21 protein-coding genes and 2 pseudogenes are annotated in these 17,671 nt (G+C 67.5%); 8 read left to right on the top strand and 15 right to left on the bottom strand.

The features are described 5' to 3' along the window. Positions 1 to 157 precede the first annotated feature (157 nt). Together RGU41_RS09305 and RGU41_RS09310 are read left to right on the top strand one after the other, a co-directional pair. Positions 158 to 1,228 (top strand): FtsX-like permease family protein, encoded by a 1,071-nt coding sequence (locus tag RGU41_RS09305; protein WP_134558526.1) that lies wholly within the window; start codon positions 158 to 160, stop codon positions 1,226 to 1,228. Next, positions 1,225 to 1,908: an ABC transporter ATP-binding protein gene (locus RGU41_RS09310; RefSeq protein WP_322136084.1), complete on the top strand. Its 684-nt coding sequence runs from the start codon at positions 1,225 to 1,227 to the stop codon at positions 1,906 to 1,908. The genes RGU41_RS09305 and RGU41_RS09310 overlap by 4 nt, the downstream gene beginning before the upstream one ends. A 110-nt stretch (positions 1,909 to 2,018) precedes the next feature. Here the strand turns inward: RGU41_RS09310 and RGU41_RS09315 are convergent. Next, positions 2,019 to 2,249: pseudogene (locus RGU41_RS09315) on the bottom strand (SDR family oxidoreductase); the annotation flags it as partial. After that, the gene (locus RGU41_RS09320; protein WP_322136085.1) at positions 2,246 to 2,701 is read right to left on the bottom strand and encodes a hypothetical protein; all 456 of its coding nucleotides are present in this window, start codon (positions 2,699 to 2,701) and stop codon (positions 2,246 to 2,248) included. The gene RGU41_RS09320 and the pseudogene RGU41_RS09315, both read right to left, overlap by 4 nt. 165 nt (positions 2,702 to 2,866) lie before the next feature. On the opposite strand from RGU41_RS09320, the gene RGU41_RS09325 reads away from it, so the two are divergent. Beyond that, positions 2,867 to 3,709, top strand: coding sequence for a Cof-type HAD-IIB family hydrolase (locus RGU41_RS09325; protein ID WP_322136086.1), 843 nt, complete (start codon positions 2,867 to 2,869; stop codon positions 3,707 to 3,709). A gap of 56 nt (positions 3,710 to 3,765) precedes the next feature. Here the strand turns inward: RGU41_RS09325 and RGU41_RS09330 are convergent, their stop codons facing one another. Continuing rightward, positions 3,766 to 5,136: an NAD-dependent succinate-semialdehyde dehydrogenase gene (locus tag RGU41_RS09330; protein WP_134558530.1), complete on the bottom strand. Its 1,371-nt coding sequence runs from the start codon at positions 5,134 to 5,136 to the stop codon at positions 3,766 to 3,768. A gap of 124 nt (positions 5,137 to 5,260) precedes the next feature. Between RGU41_RS09330 and RGU41_RS09335 the strand changes: the two genes are divergently transcribed. Beyond that, positions 5,261 to 6,082 carry an alpha/beta fold hydrolase gene (locus RGU41_RS09335; protein ID WP_134558531.1) on the top strand — a complete coding sequence of 274 codons (822 nt, stop codon included), beginning with the start codon at positions 5,261 to 5,263 and terminating at the stop codon, positions 6,080 to 6,082. 51 nt (positions 6,083 to 6,133) lie between these two features. Continuing rightward, positions 6,134 to 6,604: a GNAT family N-acetyltransferase gene (locus RGU41_RS09340; RefSeq protein WP_134450218.1), complete on the top strand. Its 471-nt coding sequence runs from the start codon at positions 6,134 to 6,136 to the stop codon at positions 6,602 to 6,604. Positions 6,605 to 6,613: 9 nt separating this feature from the next. Here RGU41_RS09340 and RGU41_RS09345 read toward each other — a convergent pair whose 3' ends face one another. From RGU41_RS09345 to RGU41_RS09375, 7 genes and pseudogenes are all read right to left on the bottom strand, one after another. Next, positions 6,614 to 7,564 carry a pseudouridine synthase gene (locus RGU41_RS09345; protein WP_322136087.1) on the bottom strand — a complete coding sequence of 317 codons (951 nt, stop codon included), beginning with the start codon at positions 7,562 to 7,564 and terminating at the stop codon, positions 6,614 to 6,616. Positions 7,565 to 7,609: 45 nt separating this feature from the next. Further along, the gene (locus tag RGU41_RS09350) at positions 7,610 to 8,398 is read right to left on the bottom strand and encodes an SCO1664 family protein (protein WP_134450216.1); all 789 of its coding nucleotides are present in this window, start codon (positions 8,396 to 8,398) and stop codon (positions 7,610 to 7,612) included. After that, a complete protein-coding gene (locus RGU41_RS09355; RefSeq protein ID WP_322136088.1) occupies positions 8,398 to 8,970 on the bottom strand; it encodes a DUF3090 domain-containing protein in 573 nt (190 codons plus the stop codon). The genes RGU41_RS09350 and RGU41_RS09355 overlap by 1 nt, the downstream gene beginning before the upstream one ends. A gap of 9 nt (positions 8,971 to 8,979) precedes the next feature. Beyond that, on the bottom strand, positions 8,980 to 9,687 hold the full coding sequence (locus tag RGU41_RS09360) for a histidine phosphatase family protein (protein WP_322136089.1): 708 nt from the start codon (positions 9,685 to 9,687) through the stop codon (positions 8,980 to 8,982). A 128-nt stretch (positions 9,688 to 9,815) separates the two neighbouring features. After that, positions 9,816 to 10,333: pseudogene (locus RGU41_RS09365) on the bottom strand (O-acetyl-ADP-ribose deacetylase). A 56-nt stretch (positions 10,334 to 10,389) separates the two neighbouring features. Continuing rightward, positions 10,390 to 11,370, bottom strand: a complete 981-nt coding sequence (locus RGU41_RS09370) for an SRPBCC family protein (protein WP_134558535.1) — start codon at positions 11,368 to 11,370, stop codon at positions 10,390 to 10,392. 14 nt (positions 11,371 to 11,384) lie between these two features. Then, a complete protein-coding gene (locus RGU41_RS09375; protein ID WP_134450211.1) occupies positions 11,385 to 11,738 on the bottom strand; it encodes an ArsR/SmtB family transcription factor in 354 nt (117 codons plus the stop codon). Positions 11,739 to 12,071: 333 nt separating this feature from the next. Here RGU41_RS09375 and RGU41_RS09380 point away from each other — a divergent pair, with 333 nt between their 5' ends. Both RGU41_RS09380 and RGU41_RS09385 read left to right on the top strand, forming a co-directional pair. Further along, the gene (locus RGU41_RS09380; RefSeq protein WP_322136090.1) at positions 12,072 to 12,440 is read left to right on the top strand and encodes a hypothetical protein; all 369 of its coding nucleotides are present in this window, start codon (positions 12,072 to 12,074) and stop codon (positions 12,438 to 12,440) included. A 172-nt stretch (positions 12,441 to 12,612) separates the two neighbouring features. Next, positions 12,613 to 12,948, top strand: a complete 336-nt coding sequence (locus tag RGU41_RS09385; RefSeq protein ID WP_322136091.1) for an ATP-dependent DNA ligase — start codon at positions 12,613 to 12,615, stop codon at positions 12,946 to 12,948. On the opposite strand, the gene RGU41_RS20850 is transcribed toward RGU41_RS09385, so the two are convergent. After that, positions 12,921 to 13,088: a macro domain-containing protein gene (locus RGU41_RS20850; protein WP_323505066.1), complete on the bottom strand. Its 168-nt coding sequence runs from the start codon at positions 13,086 to 13,088 to the stop codon at positions 12,921 to 12,923. The two genes, RGU41_RS09385 and RGU41_RS20850, sit on opposite strands and share 28 nt — an antisense overlap. Before the next feature lie 33 nt (positions 13,089 to 13,121). Next, positions 13,122 to 13,280: a hypothetical protein gene (locus RGU41_RS09390; RefSeq protein WP_166787437.1), complete on the bottom strand. Its 159-nt coding sequence runs from the start codon at positions 13,278 to 13,280 to the stop codon at positions 13,122 to 13,124. Between the two features lie 255 nt (positions 13,281 to 13,535). Here RGU41_RS09390 and RGU41_RS09395 point away from each other — a divergent pair, with 255 nt between their 5' ends. Then, entirely contained in the window at positions 13,536 to 14,021 is a 486-nt protein-coding gene (locus RGU41_RS09395) for a cupin domain-containing protein (RefSeq protein WP_134450208.1), read from the top strand. 27 nt (positions 14,022 to 14,048) lie between these two features. Here RGU41_RS09395 and RGU41_RS09400 read toward each other — a convergent pair whose 3' ends face one another. The 3 genes from RGU41_RS09400 to RGU41_RS09410 all read right to left on the bottom strand — a co-directional run bounded on the left by RGU41_RS09400 (position 14,049) and on the right by RGU41_RS09410 (position 17,597). After that, a complete protein-coding gene (locus RGU41_RS09400) occupies positions 14,049 to 15,002 on the bottom strand; it encodes a patatin-like phospholipase family protein (RefSeq protein WP_322136092.1) in 954 nt (317 codons plus the stop codon). Positions 15,003 to 15,249: 247 nt separating this feature from the next. After that, on the bottom strand, positions 15,250 to 15,906 hold the full coding sequence (locus RGU41_RS09405) for a response regulator (protein ID WP_134450207.1): 657 nt from the start codon (positions 15,904 to 15,906) through the stop codon (positions 15,250 to 15,252). Continuing rightward, positions 15,903 to 17,597: a sensor histidine kinase gene (locus RGU41_RS09410; RefSeq protein ID WP_322136093.1), complete on the bottom strand. Its 1,695-nt coding sequence runs from the start codon at positions 17,595 to 17,597 to the stop codon at positions 15,903 to 15,905. The genes RGU41_RS09405 and RGU41_RS09410 overlap by 4 nt, the downstream gene beginning before the upstream one ends. Positions 17,598 to 17,671 lie beyond the last annotated feature (74 nt).

Raw genomic sequence — 17,671 nt, forward strand, 5'->3', positions numbered from 1 at the left:
CGAAAGGTGTAGCGGATGCTCCGCCCTTCGTCCCGGAATGACCGTTCGGGTGCACGATGACCGGGCGTTCGGTTCTCGGCAGAGTGGTCAGTGGCGGGCACGGGCTCGCCATCTGCAGCCGGTCCAGTGACGGGACCGGCGTGAAAAGGAGTCCTCTGTGTACGTAGCGTGGCGCGATCTGAGATTCGCCAGGGGGCGATTCGTCCTCATCGGAACCGTGGTGACCCTGATCACCCTGCTGGTCGGATTCCTGTCCGGCCTGACCGGCGGCCTGGCCGACCAGAACATCTCCGCGATCACCGGCCTCGGCGCCGATCGGATCGTCTTCTCTGCCCCGGTCGCGGACTCCGAACGCAGCTTCGCCGATTCCGCTGTGACCGAAGCGGATGCGATCCGGTGGCGAGACCAGGCCGGGGTCCGGGACGTGCACCCCCTGGGCATCAGCCAGCAGAGGGTATCGGCCGGCGACAACCAGGTCGCCGTCGCGCTGTTCGGCAGCGCCTCCGGGTTCGGTTCCGGCAGCGCTCCCGCGAGCGGGCACCTGACCCTGCCGCGGACGGCCGCTGCGAAACTCGGCATCGGGGCAGGCGATTCGGTCACCATCCTGGGTTCAACATTCGTCGTCGACCGGGTCACCGACGACACCTGGTACTCGCACACGCCGGTCAGCTGGCTGGCCCTGACCGACTGGCAGAAGCTCGCCGCCACGACCGGCAGCCCCGGCGCATACGCGACCGTCCTGGCCGTGACCGCCTCGGGAACCGACTGGTCCGCCGCGGACACGGCGACCGGCACGTCCTCGGCCGGCGTCCTGCAATCGCTGACGGCCCTGTCGGCATTCCGCTCCGAAATCGGCTCGCTGCTCCTGATGGTGGCCATGCTCTTCGGCATCTCCGCCCTCGTGGTCGGCGCGTTCTTCACCGTCTGGAGCATGCAACGCCAACCGGACGTCGCAGTCCTCAAGGCGCTCGGTGCGTCCAACCGGATGCTCGTCGGCGACGCTCTCGGCCAGGCCGCCCTCGTCCTCATCGTGGGCGTCGGGCTCGGCATCGCGCTCACCGCCCTGCTCGGCGCACTGGCCGGCACCGCGTTGCCGTTTGTGATCAGTCCCCTGACGACCCTCCTTCCCGGTGCGGCGATGATCGCGCTGGGTCTCGCCGGCGCGGCCTTCGCGCTCCGTTCCGTCACCACCGCCGACCCCCTCACCGCCCTCGGGAGCAACCGATGATCCGCCTTGACCACATCACCCTCAGCTTCCCGGACGGCGACCGGCGGATCACCGCCGTCGACGACGTCAGCCTCAGGGTCGATCGCGGTTCCGTGGTCGGGATCACCGGCCCATCCGGATCGGGGAAGTCGAGCCTGCTCGCCGTGGCTTCGACCCTGATCAGCCCGGATGCAGGAACCCTGCACGTCGATGACGTGGACGCGACCGCCCTCTCCCTCGCCGAACGGGCGGAGCTGCGAAGGGACAGCATCGGCATCGTCTTCCAGCAATCGAACCTGATCCCGTCGTTGACCGCAGAGGAGCAGCTTGTTGTGATGGGGGAACTCGACGGACCCCGCCGGGGTCGCAGTGCCCGCAACGCCGCACGGGCGCGGGCCAGGGAGCTCCTGGATGCCGTCGGCCTCGCCGATCACGCCGCCAAGCATCCGGCGCAACTCTCGGGAGGGCAACGCCAGCGGGTCAATATCGCCAGGGCACTGATGAATGAGCCGAGCGCACTGGTGGTCGACGAGCCCACGAGTGCGCTGGACCAGGAACGCGGTTCGAGCATCCTGGCCCTGATTCTGCGGCTGACAGCGGAGTTCGACACCGCCACGATCCTCGTCACCCACGACCAGCGCCTGCTCCCGCTGATGACCTCGGTGCATTCGATGGTCGACGGCGCGCTCACAACACGGTGAACGCCCGCTATCGCTACCAGGTCGCGTCCCCCGGATGACCACATCCGAACCCCGTCGATGAAAATCACCTGACCGCACAGGTGGGCGTTTTCCTCGCCGGCGAGCCACGCCAGGAGGTAGGCGACCGAGCGCGGTTCGAAGATCCCGTTGAGGGGCATCGGAACCATCGTGGCCATCGCCTCGCGCTGCTGCGGCGTCTTGATCATGTCGGAGGTCATCGGGGTGTCCACGACCCCGGGTGCGATCGCGTTCAGGGGGATCGAGGCGCCGGCCCAGTTGTCCGTCGCAGCGTTCCGGCGGATCCACCGGGCCAGGGCGCGCTTGGTCGTGCCGTAGATCAAGGCTCCCAGCTCCTCGCCGCCCGCTTCGAGCTCTGCGGCGCGGGCCAGGGCATCCGCTTCGTTGCCGGCGAGGAGTGCGGCGAGCAGGATGTCGTCCGGCGGGAAGAGCGAGGCCATCGACGCGACGGCGACGGCGCGGGGGCGGCCGAGCCGACCAGCAGGGGGCGCAGGTCCTCAAGCGTCGCGATGGTTCCGAAGTAGTTCACGGCCACGGTGGTGGCCGTCGGCGAAGCCAGACCGGCAACGGCGAGCACGGCGTCGACCGCACCGCCGCTCAGGTCGCTCACCTGTTCGACGAGGGACGCGCGCCCTGCAGCGGTGGACAGGTCGACGACCACGTCCGCATCATGGATATCGACGCCGATGACGGTCTCACCGCGCTCCATGAGAAGTTCTTTGGTTGCCTTCCCGATGCCGCTTGCCGAGCCGGTCACAACGGAGGTACGAGGCATGGGAACGACCTTTCGACGGTGAATCGGGCACGGTGTCCACGATGCATGGTGCCCCCACGACCGGGAGCACACAAGGGCGCCGGGCAGGGCGCCGGAACGGGGTGCACGGGGCCGGCCCACTGTCGACGGTCACCGCACCCCGCGCCGTCCTCGATAATGAAAAGGGTGACTCACCTCCAGGAACCCGCCGATATCCGCCTGATCGTCTCGGACATGGACGGCACTCTCCTCGATGATTCCGGCCGGGTGCCCGACGGCTTCTGGCCCGTGCTCGAGGCGCTGCTCCTCGCCGGAGTGATGTTCTCCCCTGCCAGTGGACGCCAATACCAGACCCTGCGGGAAACCTTCGGTGAGCGCGAGGGCCTGGTGTTCATCGCCGAGAACGGCACGAACGTCGTTCGCGACGGCACGAGCATCGCACTGGAACCCATCGTCTTGTCCGTCATCCCCGCCATCGTCGAGTGGGTGCGCACCGCGGCCGCCACGGGCTCCGACGTGGGCATCGTCGTGTGCGGGGTGCGAACGGCGTATATCGAGCGCACCGACGCCGAGTACTTCGCCAGGGTCAAGCCGTACTACGAGGCCCTGGCGATCGTGGACGATGTCCTCGCCGCGTCCTCCGACGACGAGGTGGTGAAACTCGCGATCTACGACTTCGCCTCAGCGGAAGAGCACACCGGGCCGTCCCTGCGCGGCCTCGGACTCGAGGCCGATGTCGTGGTCTCGGGCGAGCACTGGGTCGATGTGATGCGTCCAGGGGTCAACAAGGGGCGGGCGCTGATCCGCCTCCAGCGCGAACTCGGGATCACCCGGGAGCAGACGATGGCGTTCGGCGACTACCTCAACGACGCCGAGATGCTCGACGCCGCCGGAGAGTCCTACGCGATGGCCAATGCGCACCCGAGCATCCGTGCCCGTGCCCGCCACCTCGCTCCGTCGAACGACGATGACGGTGTCGTCACCAGCATCCTCGCCGCTTTTCCCGGCCTGATGCTGGGCGCTCGTTAAGCTGACACGCCCCGTGTCGGCCGGGCCCGATCGGGACCCGGCCGATGCACGAGTGACTACTTCAGGATGCGGATGAGCTTGCGGTTGGCGAACTCTGCGATCCCGAAGCGTCCCAGTTCCCGGCCGAAGCCGGACCGCTTCACGCCGCCGAAGGGGAGTTCCGGGCTGTCCAGGAGCGACCCGTTGATGAACACCATCCCGGCCTCGATCTGGTCGGCGACGCGCAGTGCCTGCTCCGGGTCGGTCGTGAAGAGGTAGGAACCGAGGCCGTAGGGGATGTCGTTGGCCACCTGAACCGCCTCCGCCTCGTCCTGCACACGGTAGATCGCGGCCACCGGGCCGAAGAATTCTTCCCGGTAGGCGTCGCTCTGCGGGGAGACCCCGGTGATCACCGTCGGCGAGAAGAAGGCGCCGTCCCGCGTTCCCCTGGCAACGACGGTGGCGCCCTGGGCCTCCGCCCGCTGGAGCTGTTCCTCGAGGTTTTCGGCGGCGCCGAGGGAGGAGAGCGGTCCCAGTGTCGTCTCCGGTGACGTCGGGTCTGCCGGCACGTTGCCGGTGATCTTGGCGGTGAAGCTCTCGGTGAAGGCGTCGAAGAGGCCGTCGATGACGATGAAACGCTTGGCCGCGTTGCAGGACTGCCCGGAGTTGTCCAGGCGGGCCGCGACGGCAGCGTCGACGGCTTCCTCGAGGTCGTCCGCGCTGAGCACGATGAACGGGTCGGATCCGCCCAGTTCGAGCACGACCTTCTTGAGATTGCGGCCGGCGACCTCCGCGACGGCCGCGCCTGCCCCCTCCGACCCGGTCAGGGAGACGCCGTGCACCCGCGGATCGGCGATGATGTCGGAGATCTGGGCGTTGGATGCGTAGAGGTTGCGGTATGCGCCGGCGGGGAACCCGGCATCCGTGAAGATCTCTTCGATGGCGGCGGCGGATTCCGGGCACTGCGAGGCGTGCTTGAGCAGGATGGTGTTGCCGAGCACCAGGTTCGGGCCGGCGAAACGGGCGACCTGGTAGTAGGGGAAGTTCCACGGCATGATGCCGAGGAGAACGCCGAGGGACGCGCTGCGCATGAACGCGGTGCCCTCGCCACCCAGAAGTTCGATCGGCTCGTCGGCGAGGAAGGCCTCGCCATGAGTCGCGTAGTAGGAGTAGATGTCGGCGGAGAAGTCGACCTCACCGAGGGCCTGCTCGACGGGCTTGCCCATTTCGCGCACGATGAGCTCGGCCAGGTGCTCGCGACGCTCGGTGTGCAGGTCGGCGACGCGCTGCATGAGTGCCGCCCGCTCCGCGACGGATGTGCGGCGCGAGAACTCCGTGTGGGCGCGGTCCGCCACGCCGATCGCGTCCGAAACCTCGTCGTCGGTTGCCAGCGTGAAACTGGGGCCGCTCGTCCCCGTGGCGGGGTTGGTGACAACGTACTTGTTCATGAATTTCTCCCTGGGTGTCCTCGTTAACGCCGAACGCACTCGCAGCATACCTGTCCGGGCAGGGCTCACGAGGCCGGGCTATCCTGTCATTTTCATTCCGACGATTCTTTGAAGGAGATCCCTCTTGCCGTACTTCAGCACATCCGACGGAACCGAGATCTACTACACCGACCAGGGCGAAGGACAGCCGGTCCTCCTCAGCCACGGCTGGCCGCTCTCGTCCGACGCCTGGCAGGTCGAGGTGAAACTGCTCGCCGACAACGGGTACCGTGCCATCGCACACGACCGCCGCGGGCACGGTCGCTCAGCGAAGACGTATACCGGAAACGACATGGACACGTATGCCCGCGACCTGGCCGAACTCGTCGAGTCGCTCGACCTGAAGAACCTCGCCGTGATCGGTCACTCCACGGGCGGCGGCGAGGTGGTGCGCTATGCGGCGCAGCACGGGGTCGGCCGGGTGACCAAGGTCATCACCGCCGGCGCGGTGCCGCCGCTCATGGTGAAGACGGAAAGCAACCCCGACGGCCTTCCGATCGAGGTGTTCGACGGCATCCGTGCGGGTGTCCTGAGCGATTCGTCCCAGTTCTACATCGAGCTCACCGAAGCGTTCTTCGGGGCGAACCGGCCCGGAAGCGCGGTCTCTGAGGGTGCCAAGCGCGAATTCTGGCGCCAGGGAATGCTGGTGAACCTCGCCGCGGCCTACGACTGCGTCAAGGCGTTCTCGGAGACCGACTTCACCGCAGACCTCACGGCGCTCGAGGTACCGATCTTCATCGCCCACGGAGACGACGACCAGATCGTTCCCATCAAGGACGCAGCACTTAAGTCGATCAAGCTGGTCAAGAACGGCACCCTCAAGGTCTATCCCGGCGCGCCCCACGGAATCTATGGCGACTACCAGGCGGAGCTCGACCAGGACATCCTCGCCTTCCTCGCGACCTAGGCCCCCCACGAACGGTGTGACCGGGCACCGGCCGACGGATAGGCTCGGCTCGTGCCCGTCACCCTGGAACCCCTGTCCCCCAAACGTCTTCCGAAATGGCTGCGACGCAGCGCGGAGGAGTACGCATCCGATCTGATCAGCCTCGGCCGCTCCCCCTCAGATGCTCATCGGCTCGCCGCCCGGAGTCTCGGAAATTCCTTCCCCGGCGGACAACCGGCATCCGGTCAGTACGTGTTCGACGTGCACGACGGCCCTGGCCGCCCGGTCGGCTACCTCTGGATCGGCCGCGCCCAGGGTGAGGACGATTCGGACTGGTGGGTCTGGGATATCTCCATCAACGAGGACGAACGTGGCAAGGGGCTGGGCCGGGAGACCATGCTGCTCGCGGAACAGTTCGCGAAGTCCCACGGCGCCAGGACCCTCGGCCTGAGCGTCTTCGGTTTCAATACGGTGGCGCGGCGGCTCTACGAGACGCTGGACTACGAGACGACGTCGATCAAGATGAAGAAGACCCTCGGCTGAGCCACCCGCTCACTCCGAGGCACCCGTCTCCGGGGCACGAGTCTCCGGGAGCACCGGCAGGGTGCGCACTCCGTCGAAGTAGCGCGGATGCCCGTCGATCGGATCGGTGAAGCTCACCTCGCTCGCCAGGAGCTGCAGCGGCCGGGAGAAGTCGTCGATGGCGACGTCCTGGACCACAGGGTAGAGCGGGTCGTCGATGATCGGGATGCCGAGGCCCAGCATGTGCATCCGCAGCTGGTGGGTGCGTCCCGTGCTCGGCGTCAGCCGGTAGACGGCGGCACTGCCGAGCGAGGTCTCCAGCTCGATCAGCGACTCGGCGTTGACCGGTGCCCCGGGCACGACCTCGGCCTGCCAGTGACCGCGCCGGGTGAGCAGGTGGTTGCGGACGGTGACGGGGAACTCAAGCCCCGGTCGGGCCGGGGCCAGGGCCCGGTAGGTCTTGTGGACTTCACCGCGCTGGAACATCGACTGGTACGCCCCGCGCCAGCGCCTCTCGGTCGCCAGCACAAGCAGCCCCGATGTCACCCGGTCCAGCCGATGCAGCGGAGAGAGCTCTGGCAGTCCGAGCTCGGCGCGCAGGCGCACCACGACACTCTGCACGACGTGCCGGCCGCGCGGGATCGTGGAGAGGAAGGCCGGCTTGTCGATCACGACGAGCCGCTCGTCGCGGTGGATCACATGAATGGTCCCCGGCACGACCACCTCCGCGGCGAGATCACGATGAAACCAGACGAAGGTGTGCGGCCGGTAGGGGTCGCTGGTAGCGACGGGCGTGCCCGTTTCGTAGGCGAAGCGCTCCGCGGCCAGGAACCCGGCCACGTCGACGAACCCGGCCAACCGTTCTGCCAGCCAGGCGCCCATGGTCGGCCACGGCTGCGGCCGGGATGGGTCGCGCTCCGGGGTGCAGACCCAGGCCGCGTCGAGCCCGTGACGTTGCGGAAGGGGCGAACGCGGGGGCATCCACTGATCGTACCCACCCGACGATCACAGGTCAGGGTCGCAGGGTCAGAACAGCGGCCAGGGGACCGCGGGCATCTGGCCGCGCGGGGCGGGGAACCGGCCCGCCGCCCGCAGCCGGTCACAGCGGGCGGCCAGGGCCTCGAGCTCGTCCGCGTCGAGCAGTTCCCCGAGGGTGACACCGAGGTCGCCGTCGAGCCCCGCGCGCACCCGGTCGACCCCGTCGAGCTCCTCGGCGCTGAGGGCATCGCCCAGCCAGCCCCACAGCACCGTGCGCAGCTTGTGCTCGACGTGGAACGTCAACCCGTGGTCCACGCCGTGCCGGTGGCCATCCGGCATGGCGAGAATGTGGTTGCCCTTGCGGTCGGCATTGTTGACGACGATGTCGAACACGGCCATCCGGCGCAGCGCGACCGAGTCTTCGTGCACGAGCGTGACCGCCCGGTCCTGCTCGTCGCGACCGTCGAAGACGCGGCGCCAGCCAGCGCCCGGCCCGATCTCCCAGGGCACCAGGTCGACGGCGTCCTGTTCGGGATCCGCGTCCTGCCACAGCTGCACCATCCCCGGGCCCATCGGACCGTCACGAAGCCATGTCCGGGGTACGACCTTCCACCCGAAGGCCTCGGAGACCCGGTATGCCGCAACCTCCCGGTTCGCGAGGGTCCCGTCGGGGAAATCCCAGAGCGGATGCTCGCCGGCGACCGGCTTGTAGACCACCGGGACGCCGCCAATGCTGCCGAGGAATGTCGCGTTCGAGGCGGTCGTGATGCGGCCCGTGAGTTCGAGCTCACCGCGTTCAAGCCCGCCGGCCTCGAGCTCGCCGGAGCCCGGCGTCATCAGGGCTCGTCGCGCAGCACGCAGTCGTGCCCGTCCGGGTCGATGGGGTCACCGCAGAGAGGGCAGAGGGGCCGCCCGGCGCCGACGACTTCGTGGGTGCGCTTCGCGAAGGCCCTGGCCGTGCCGACCGGAATCCGCAGCAACAGCATCTGCTCGGGGTCGGCCGTTGCGGCATCGACGACGGCGAGGGGGTCGTCTCCGAGGCCCTCCTCGTCGACCACCACGATCGGGAAGGCCTCGATCACGATCTGCACGGTCGAGGGGTCCCAGCCCAGGGTCATGGTTCCGGTGCGGAAATCCTCCTCGACGGGTTGCTCGAGCGGTTCGTTGTCCACGAGCTCCACAGGTGTCGCGGTGGGGACGCTGAAGGGATTCCCCTCTGTGGACATCAGCTGATCGAGGATCTCGTCGATGCTGTCGGCGAGGAGCGCCGACTGCTGCTTCTCCATGGCGATGCTGACGATCTGGGTTCCGCTGCGCACCTGCAGATAGAACGTGCGCGACCCCGGCCGGCCGACGGTTCCGACGACGACCCGGTCCGGCCAGTCGAACTCATACAGGATTGTAGGCATGGGGATATTTTAGGCTCCGGTTTCCTGCGGCCGCTCAGTGCCGGCCCCACCGCCGACCGGCGCATCGGCCACCGGGCCGGCCGCCGCCAGCCAGGACAGGTCGCCTGCGTCGGTGTTGATGGCGTGGACACTCGGGCGATGGGGCCCGTAGCGCACGATCGAGACGGATGCCGGTCCGACGTTGATCCGCTGGAACAGGTCCAGGTGCATCCCGAGTGCGTCGGCGAGGACGGACTTGATGATGTCGCCGTGGCTCACCGCGACCCACACCGCACCGGGACCATGCTCGGCTTCGAAGATCGCATCATGGCGCCGGATGGCCGCGACCGACCGCGCCTGCATGGCGGCCATCGATTCGCCGCCGGGAAAGACGACCGCAGAGGGGTGCGCCTGCACCACCGGCCACAGGGGCTCCTGGGCGAGGTCGATCAGGGTGCGGCCCTGCCAGTCGCCGTAGTCGCACTCGGTGATGTCCTCGTCAACGGGAGTCGAGGGAATGCCGCCCTGCAGGTCGAGGATCAGCCGGGAGGTCTCCCGGCATCGCTGCAGGGGGCTCGAGACCACGCCGACCAGAGGCACGACGGAGAGCCGCTCGCCGGCGCTCGCGGCCTGGGTGCGCCCGATCGCGTCGAGTCCGACCCCGAGAGATCGCCCTGCCAGGAGTCCGTCGGCATTCGCGGTGGTGCGGCCGTGCCGCACGAGGATGACTGTGGCCATGCGTACAGCCTAGGGAGTCGGCGGCCCGAGTCGCCGAACCCATCGGGCGCCGATGCGTGCGGAGTGCCCTCCCCGCGGTGATGCGAGGATGAGGTGCCGGCTGGCTCTCGGCCTGTCGCCGACTCTTCTCAGCGCAGCCGGGCGAGTGCCGACCGGAACGCGTCGATCGCGTGAGCGTTGAACAGCACGAACGTGACGACATCCACGGCCGTGGAGCTCGCGGCCACCGTCTCGACGGCGATACGCGCCGCGTCGTCCATCGGCCACCCGTAGACGCCGGCGCTCACCGCAGGAAAGGTCACGTGGTGGGCGCCGAGTTCGTCGGCGACCCGCAGCGACTCGACGTAGCAGGAGGCGAGCAGGTCCGATTGGTCGAGGGTCTTCGCCCATATCGGGCCGACGGTGTGGATGACCCACCGGACGGGGAGGAGCCCCGCCGTAGTCGCGACGGCGGCACCGGTCGGCAGCCCGTCCGGCAGCGTCGTGGCACGCAACCGGCGACACTCCGCGAGGATGCTCGGGCCTCCGGCCCGGTGAATCGCGCCGTCCACTCCCCCGCCCCGAGCAGCGTGTGATTCGCCGCGTTGACGATCGCGTCCGCGGGCAGCGCCGTGATGTCGCCTCGGACCAGCTCGATGAGTGCCATGATCCGACGTTACCAACCGCGTGCACGGGCGACGCACGAGGCTGATACGGCTGGAGCTACGCCAGCGTCGGCTGCAACAGCCCCTCGAGGCGCTGGTAGCTGGTCTCCATTCCGCCGGTCATGCCCGTAGCAAGCACCGCGTCACGCTGCTCCGCATTGGCGTAGGTGATGACGAGTGAGAGCAGGGTTCCGCCCTCGACTTCCGTGAGGGTCAGCTCGTTGAGCGTTGCCGGGAAGTCCATCCCGATCATCGCCTCGGTCGTGACCGCGCGGTGCGGTTCGACCGACTCGAGGAGCTCACCGGTGAAGCCGAATCGCTCCTCTCCGCCGTCCCGCTGCCACTCGTAGCGGTAGCTGTCACCGACGGCTGCTGCGATCTCACAGACGGGCATCGACCAACCGTCCGGTCCCAGGAGCCACCGCTTCATGAGCGCGGCATCGTTGTGGGCCCGCCACACCTGGTCGACGGTGCCGCGGATCACCCGTGCCACCCGCACCTGGGTGTCGCTGAGGATCTGCGCCTCCGCCAGGTGGTCGGCGGCGTATGACGCCAGGTCGGCCAGCACCTGGTCGATCTGGGCCATCGCCTGGCGGGTGCCTTCCAGCATTCCCATCTCGATGAGCTGCTGCATCTGGTCGAGGGAGCCGAAGTACGACGTCGTCTTCAGGCGACTGCCGCCGGGCGTCTCCTCAAAAGCGAAGTCCATTCGGGTGGTGGGGAGGTCGGCGTTGGGCACACCCGCCGCATCCGAGAAGCTGTCAAGCACTTCAAACGCGTGGGGAGCATCGGTCGAGGTCCAGTCCCAGCAGCCGTAGTGCGTATCGCCCTCCGGCCCGGTCATCGCATACACGCTGCGTCCCCCGGTCAGAGCGTCGTGCCGGTAGAACGTGGCCGGATAGGTCGGCGGGCCCCAGAACCGTTCGATCTGGCGTGGATCCGTGTACGCATCCCAGAGCCGGCGGAGGGGCACAGGGAAGTCGGCGACGATCGTGATCGTGAGCTGGTCGAGGTCTTTCTCGACGGAGGTGACGGGCATGATGATCCTTTCGGTTAGGTGTCAGGTGTAGCCGGAGAGTCTTCCGCGAGCAGGCTGTCGAGGCGGTCGATGCGCGAACGCCAGAGCTCCTCGAAGTGGTCGAGCAGGCGCTGGGCCTGACGGATGCGATCAAGGTTTCCCCGTACCATCCGCTCACGGCCCCGCGCTGCCTTCGTCACGAGATGGGCCTCCTCCAGCACGGCAATGTGTTTCTGGACGGCCGCGAAGGACATCTCGTAGGAGTCCGCCAACTGCGACACCGAGATGTCGGTGACCAGCGTGCGGCGCACGATATCCCGCCTCGTCGCGTCTGCGAGGGCGCGGAAGAGGCGGTTCACATCCTGTTCGGAAAGTTCTGATACAACCATTTGATTGTACGATACCCAGCCACAACGAATCGCGCAAGCGGTCACCGCGCTCGCCTTGACCGGTTTCGGAACGGCTCACTATGGTGTTGACGCGGAGTACCTGATCGATGACGCCCTGGAACGGCTCGTCGCAGGATGGACTGTTGAACTCGAGCCGCACCGCTTCGCGGCGCCGAGCAGGTGTTCGGCGCGCTTCCCGCGACGGCTACGTCAGCCGCGCGATCGCGAACGCGAAAGGAGCACGCAGAGTGGACGGTGCGTACATCGGGCTCACCTCCTCAGATCGTGTCACGTTCAGGACGATTCCAACGCCGGCCCCGCTATATTCGTGTCATGAAGCGCATCACGTACGCAGGCGGGTCCATTGTCACCGGTGATGCCGTTACAGCGGCCCTACTGGATTTCGCGACGCACCTGGATCCCGGCGCGGGGAGCCTGACCGTGGACATACCCGTTCGTGAGACGAACGGGGCTACGACTACGCACACGTTCCTGTTCGGTCCGGCAAGCCAATTCGAGGTGGCCGATGCCGAGAACTTGCCGGCCGGCGACGAAGGCGAGCTTTTTCCCGTTCCGGTCTTTCCGACCAGCAGACCGGTCGCCGTGACCGAGCCGTCCCCCGCCGCCGAAACGGGGGCGGAAGACTTCAATCGGGCAATCCTGGACATCGATGGCGGACTGGGGCAGGGCGCCACGACCTGAATCAGGAGAAGACCGGGGTTTCTCAATATGCACCGCGACCGCTTCGGCCTATGATCAGAATAATCGTCCCCAAAGCGCTGTTGCCCTCACCTCGGCCCTGTCGTCGATGTATTCCCATTCTCCCGATCACACGAGGTTTCCCGTGGGTAAATTCATTTACGGAACCCCGGCCATGTCGGTCGAGATTGACGATCGCACCCTGGCTCACCTGAAGGTCGTGATCATCGCGAAGCTGCGCCGCGGCGAGAGCTTCACGTTCTCCTGGGAGAAGTCGCCGGAATCGGGAAGCGGTCGCAGTTCAATCTGGCTCAACCCGGCCGTACCGCTCCAATTCGAATTCGCCGGCAGTCAGGAACCGCACCTGAACCGGGCCTGGTTGGAGCAATTGGTCGGCCTTTCCAACACGCCGGCCGGCCTGCGCATAGTCGCAGAACCGGCTGCGGCCGCTGCTCCTGGTGACGCCGAGTCGAGGCAGTTACATCAGCGACACCCGCACCCTCGCCCGTGACCCGTCCCCTGGCTGAGTAAGACGGTCCAAGCGCTGGGCTGCGTGCTCACCGCGGGGAAGGCTACCCGGCGGGCACCGACTTCGTCGGCCACCCGGAGCGACTCGACGCAACATGACGCGAGCTGCTCCGGGTGGTCGATCGCCCGACTAGCGGGCCGGGTCGGTCACCCGGATCAGCGGTTGCTTCCCCTGACGGCGCGAAGGACCCACCCGATGATCGCGATAATCAGGAGGACAGCACCAACCCAGAGCAGGAACTGGAGGGCTTGAACGAAACCACCCACCACAAGCAAGACAACCGCGATGATGGCGACGATGACAAAGAGATTCATTTTTTGCTCCCTTGACTTGCGAGAAAAACGGAGCTGCCAGGGTCTGGGGCAACCAGCGAAGTGTGTGTGAGTGATGCGGCACACGATGCCATGATCCAGCCTACGCGCGGGCATCGACGGCGGAGGAGCGGCGTCCCACCGTTCGTCCAACCTCCACAGCTCCGCGCACATACCCGTGACGACTCTGAACGGTAGCCAACCACAGTCGATTCAACGAGACTGGGGGTAAGCCCCCGAGAAAAAGGAACCCCCACCATGACTCGCAGCGACATCGGCCCCCACCCGGACTCTTTCGACCTGGAAACCGCCACCACCGAGAACACGAACTATCGAACAGTGGCCTGGAGCGGCAAGTATTTGCAGGTCACCCTGATGTGCATCCCTGCCGGAGAATCCATCGGACTTGAAATGCACCCCGACACCGACCAGTTCCTGCGCCTCGATGCGGGCGCCGGGAGGGCACAGATGGGGCCGGAGAAAGACAACCTCGTTTTCGAGCAGGACGTTTCTGACGGGTGGTGCATCCTCGTCCCCGCGGGCACCTGGCACAACGTCACCAATATCGGTGACGGACCCATGAACCTCTACGTCATCTACGCACCGGTCCACCACGCCGCCGGGAATATCCACAAGACGGCCGCCGAAGCCGCGGCCGACGAAAAGGCTGGAACGGACACACCGCCCGCCTGGACACAGCAACCCGCCTCGTCCCGACCCGACGAGGAAGCAAGCTCCTCGTAGCTCTCCTGAGCCCTGAGGCGGCTTCCTTCAGCGCCAGAACTCGGTAAGCCCCTCCGCACGGACCCGGCCTTGGTCGAATCCGGCCTGGGCGGCGGACGGGCGCAACGAGACGTCCATCGCCCTGGCGCCGAACAGGTATTCGGCGCTGCCCTCGGGGAAGATCGTTTCGACGCGGCTGCCGCCTGCGCGCAGCGCGTCGACCTGGGTTGCAAGATGCAGGCCCCACGCCACCGGCGTCAGTGCCCGGCCGCCGAACGGTGACAGCACCAGCACTCGCTCGGACCCGGCAGCCAGATCGGCATTCTCGGCGTTGGACCGGTAACCGCCGTCGATATATCGGCCGCCGCCGATACCGTAGGCGAAGCCACTGGCACAGCTGGCGGCCACGGCGTCCACCAGATCGACCCCGCTGTGCCGGTCGAACACCACCGGCGCACCGGTATCCGCATTGACCGCGGTGATCTGCACCCTTCGTTCGGGCCAGTCGTGGCTGGGCAGGCGCGAGGCGACGGTGGCGCGCCACCGGGCCTGCACCGCCGGGTCCGATGCCGCAGCCAGGTCGAGCGCAACGGCACCCATTCTGCGGCGCATGTCGGCCGCGTCCTCGGCGGCGGCGATGATGCGGCGCCGACGTTCCAGGTGATCGGTCACCGGACCACCCTGAGCGCGATGGCCGTCCGAACCGGCCGGGGCGGTGCGCTGCGCAGACACGGGCACGGGCACGGCGATCAGGGTGGGCGCCAGGAGGTCAGTGGGGTTCGCGCCCGTGAACTGAGCCGCAGCTGTCGCTCCGGCCGAGGTCCCGATGATGAGATCGGCGTCGGTCACGTCGAGACCGGCCTCGTACAGGCCGGCGATGACCCCGATCAGCCACGCGTTACCCGTCGATCCGCCGCCACCGAGGACCAGGGCCGTGCGGGAAGGGCGCGGGGAGACGTCGCGTGAGATCGGCTCCGCATTGTGCAAACGGTGTTGATTCATAGTCGTAGCTTTCTGAGAGTGCGCGAAGCGCTCCCCGCGACGGCTACGTCAGTCGCGCGATCGTGAACTCGAAAGGAGCGCCCAGAGTGGACAGTGTGTGCATCGGGCTCACCTCCTCAGATCGTGTCACGTTCAGGGGAACTCTACCGGTTCGGGGTCGGCGAGCCAACCGATGAGCCTCCTGGGAGATCATGCGGCGCCGGTCCTGTCGCATCGGGCCCGCCGCATGCGCCTGAGAACCCGACGCTCAGCGTCGAACGCTGTATCGGTGCTCGGGGCGACCGGTCGAACCGTAACGAAGGGTCACGTCGACATCACCGCGGGTTGCCAGGGCGGCAAGGTGCCGCTGCGCCGTCGCGCGCGACAGACCGGCACGGCCGGCAATCAGGCTTGCGGACGATTCCCCGTCCTGGAGCAGTTCGATGAGCAACTTCTCGGTCGTGGACCGCGACACCGACGCGACTCCACCATCCCGCCCGTGCAGCACCCGCTGGGCCCTGTCGATGGAATCCTGGTCGAGTTGGCGGTCCTCGGCGACCAGGGTGCGGAACCGGCGATATGCCCCCAGCCGTTCGCTCAACCGCGCGGGTTCGAACGGTTTGATGAGGTAGTCCAGCGCGCCGGCGCGGAGGGCACGGCGCACGGTGGCGCCATCCGACGCCGCACTGATCATGAACGCGTCCACGTCGATCTCCGCAATGAAGGCGATCCCGTCGCCGTCGGGAAGGTAGACGTCGCAGATGACGAGGTCGGGAGACAAATCCCGCACCGCCGCGCGCGCGGCCCGCACTCCCCGAACCGGCTCAAAAGCGGTGTAGCCGGTACACGCATCGACGATATCGCGATGAAGGCCGCCGACGTGGAAGTCGTCGTCGACGACGAGGACGGAAATCGGATCGGTCATTGTTCTTCTCCTTGTAGTGGGCGTGCCTGCTCCCCCATAACCCCGGGCAGCCGGGCGCAGAACACGGCACCGTGTCCTTCCCGGCCTCCGGCGTCGACCAGCCACACCTCTCCGCCGAGGCGCGCCGCGATCTCGCGCACGAGCGGAAGGCCGATGCCCCGCCCATGCACCGCGTCCGGGTCCAGATCCGTGCTCCGCACATCACTGAACACGCGTGCCCCGTTGGGCACGCCCTGCCCGGAGTCGGCCACGGTCATGACGAGCGTGTCGCCGTCGTCGAGCAGCTCCACCTCCACCCAACCCGGCTGCTGACCGCACACGGCCGCACTCACCGCGTTCTCAATGAGGTTGGCGAGCACGGTGGCCACATCCTCGGGCGCAGAGACGACCCCGCGCACCAGTGAGTCCAGACCCACCGACAGGCGGACTCCACGCTCACCGGCCTGAGCGGCCTTGGCTTCCACCAGCGACACCAGGAAGGGCTCGGTCAGGTGCTCGCCGGCGAACGGACCGCCGGGGGTGCGTGACGCCTGAAGCACGTCGTTGAGGTAGCCCCGAGCGTCGGACACGCGGCCCGCATCCATCAGACCGGCCGTCACGTGCAGGCGGTTTGCGAACTCGTGACGCTGCACCCGAAGTGCGTCGGTCATCGACGCCACGGTTTCCAGGCGGTCCGTGAGACTCACGATGTCGGTGCGGTCGCGGATCACCGCGATCAGGCCCAGGTCCCGATTCGCCCGCGACACCACGTGAGTGTCGATGTAGACGACATGGTTGGCGATTACGACCGGATCGGCGGCATCCGTTCCCCGCTTTCCCCGAGACGGTGGCTTCGGCTCACCGGCCAGAGCTGCGACCACCGGCCCCGGCAATTCGAGGTCGCGGATGCGCCGTCCGACCAGGTCCGAGATGCCGAGCAATCGCGCGGCCGTCGCGTTGGCGACGGTCACGACGCCGTCCGGTCCGGATGCGAGCACTCCGTCCCCGACGCCGTCGAGCACCGCCGCCTGATTCTGGACCAGCGCGGCCAGTTCCTCGGGCTGCAGGCCGAGGGTGAGTCGCTCGAGGCGGCGGCGAATGACGAACGACACGACAGCGCCCAGTGCGAGGGCAACGGCGGCAGCCAGCGCGACGCCCCCCAGCAGCAGGGGAAGCTCCTTGAAGACACTGCTCGGAGCGAATCCAACGCTCACCTCACCCACCGGCGCGCCGGTGGTGGGATCGCGGACAGGAACTTTTGCGCGAGCTGACTCGCCGAGGGTGCCCGATTCCCACGACACCGTCTCGCGTCCGGCCAGAGCCTCGGCGAACTCTGTGCTCACCACCGCTCCGAGCAGCTGAGGCTCGGGGTGTGCGAATCGGATTCCGTGATCGTCGGTGATCACGATGAACAGTGCACCGGTATTGGCTTCTGCCGCCGCGGCGAGGGTTGACAGCGGTCCGCCGCGGAGGCCCGCGTTCGTCGGCGTGCCGACGTCTGCAGAAGCGCGGGCGATACCCTCGCGCACATCGGAGTCGGCGGCGACCGTGCGGGCGATCGACAGCGCCGACGCCTCGGCCTCGGCCCGGAGCTGTTGCACGCCGATCCAGACGAACACGCCGGTGCAGATCACGACGACCGCGCTCACGCAGGCGAGTTGCAGCAGCAGCATCTGCGTCGAGAACCGCATCTCCGCCCCCTTGCGGCGCATTGTGCAGAATGCGCACAACCAACCATATGCGCAATACGTGCAGCAAAGGGAGATACCGGATGCTTCATCATCGG

The organism is Cryobacterium sp. 10C3, from assembly GCF_034314285.1.
Lineage (GTDB): Bacteria > Actinomycetota > Actinomycetes > Actinomycetales > Microbacteriaceae > Cryobacterium > Cryobacterium glucosi.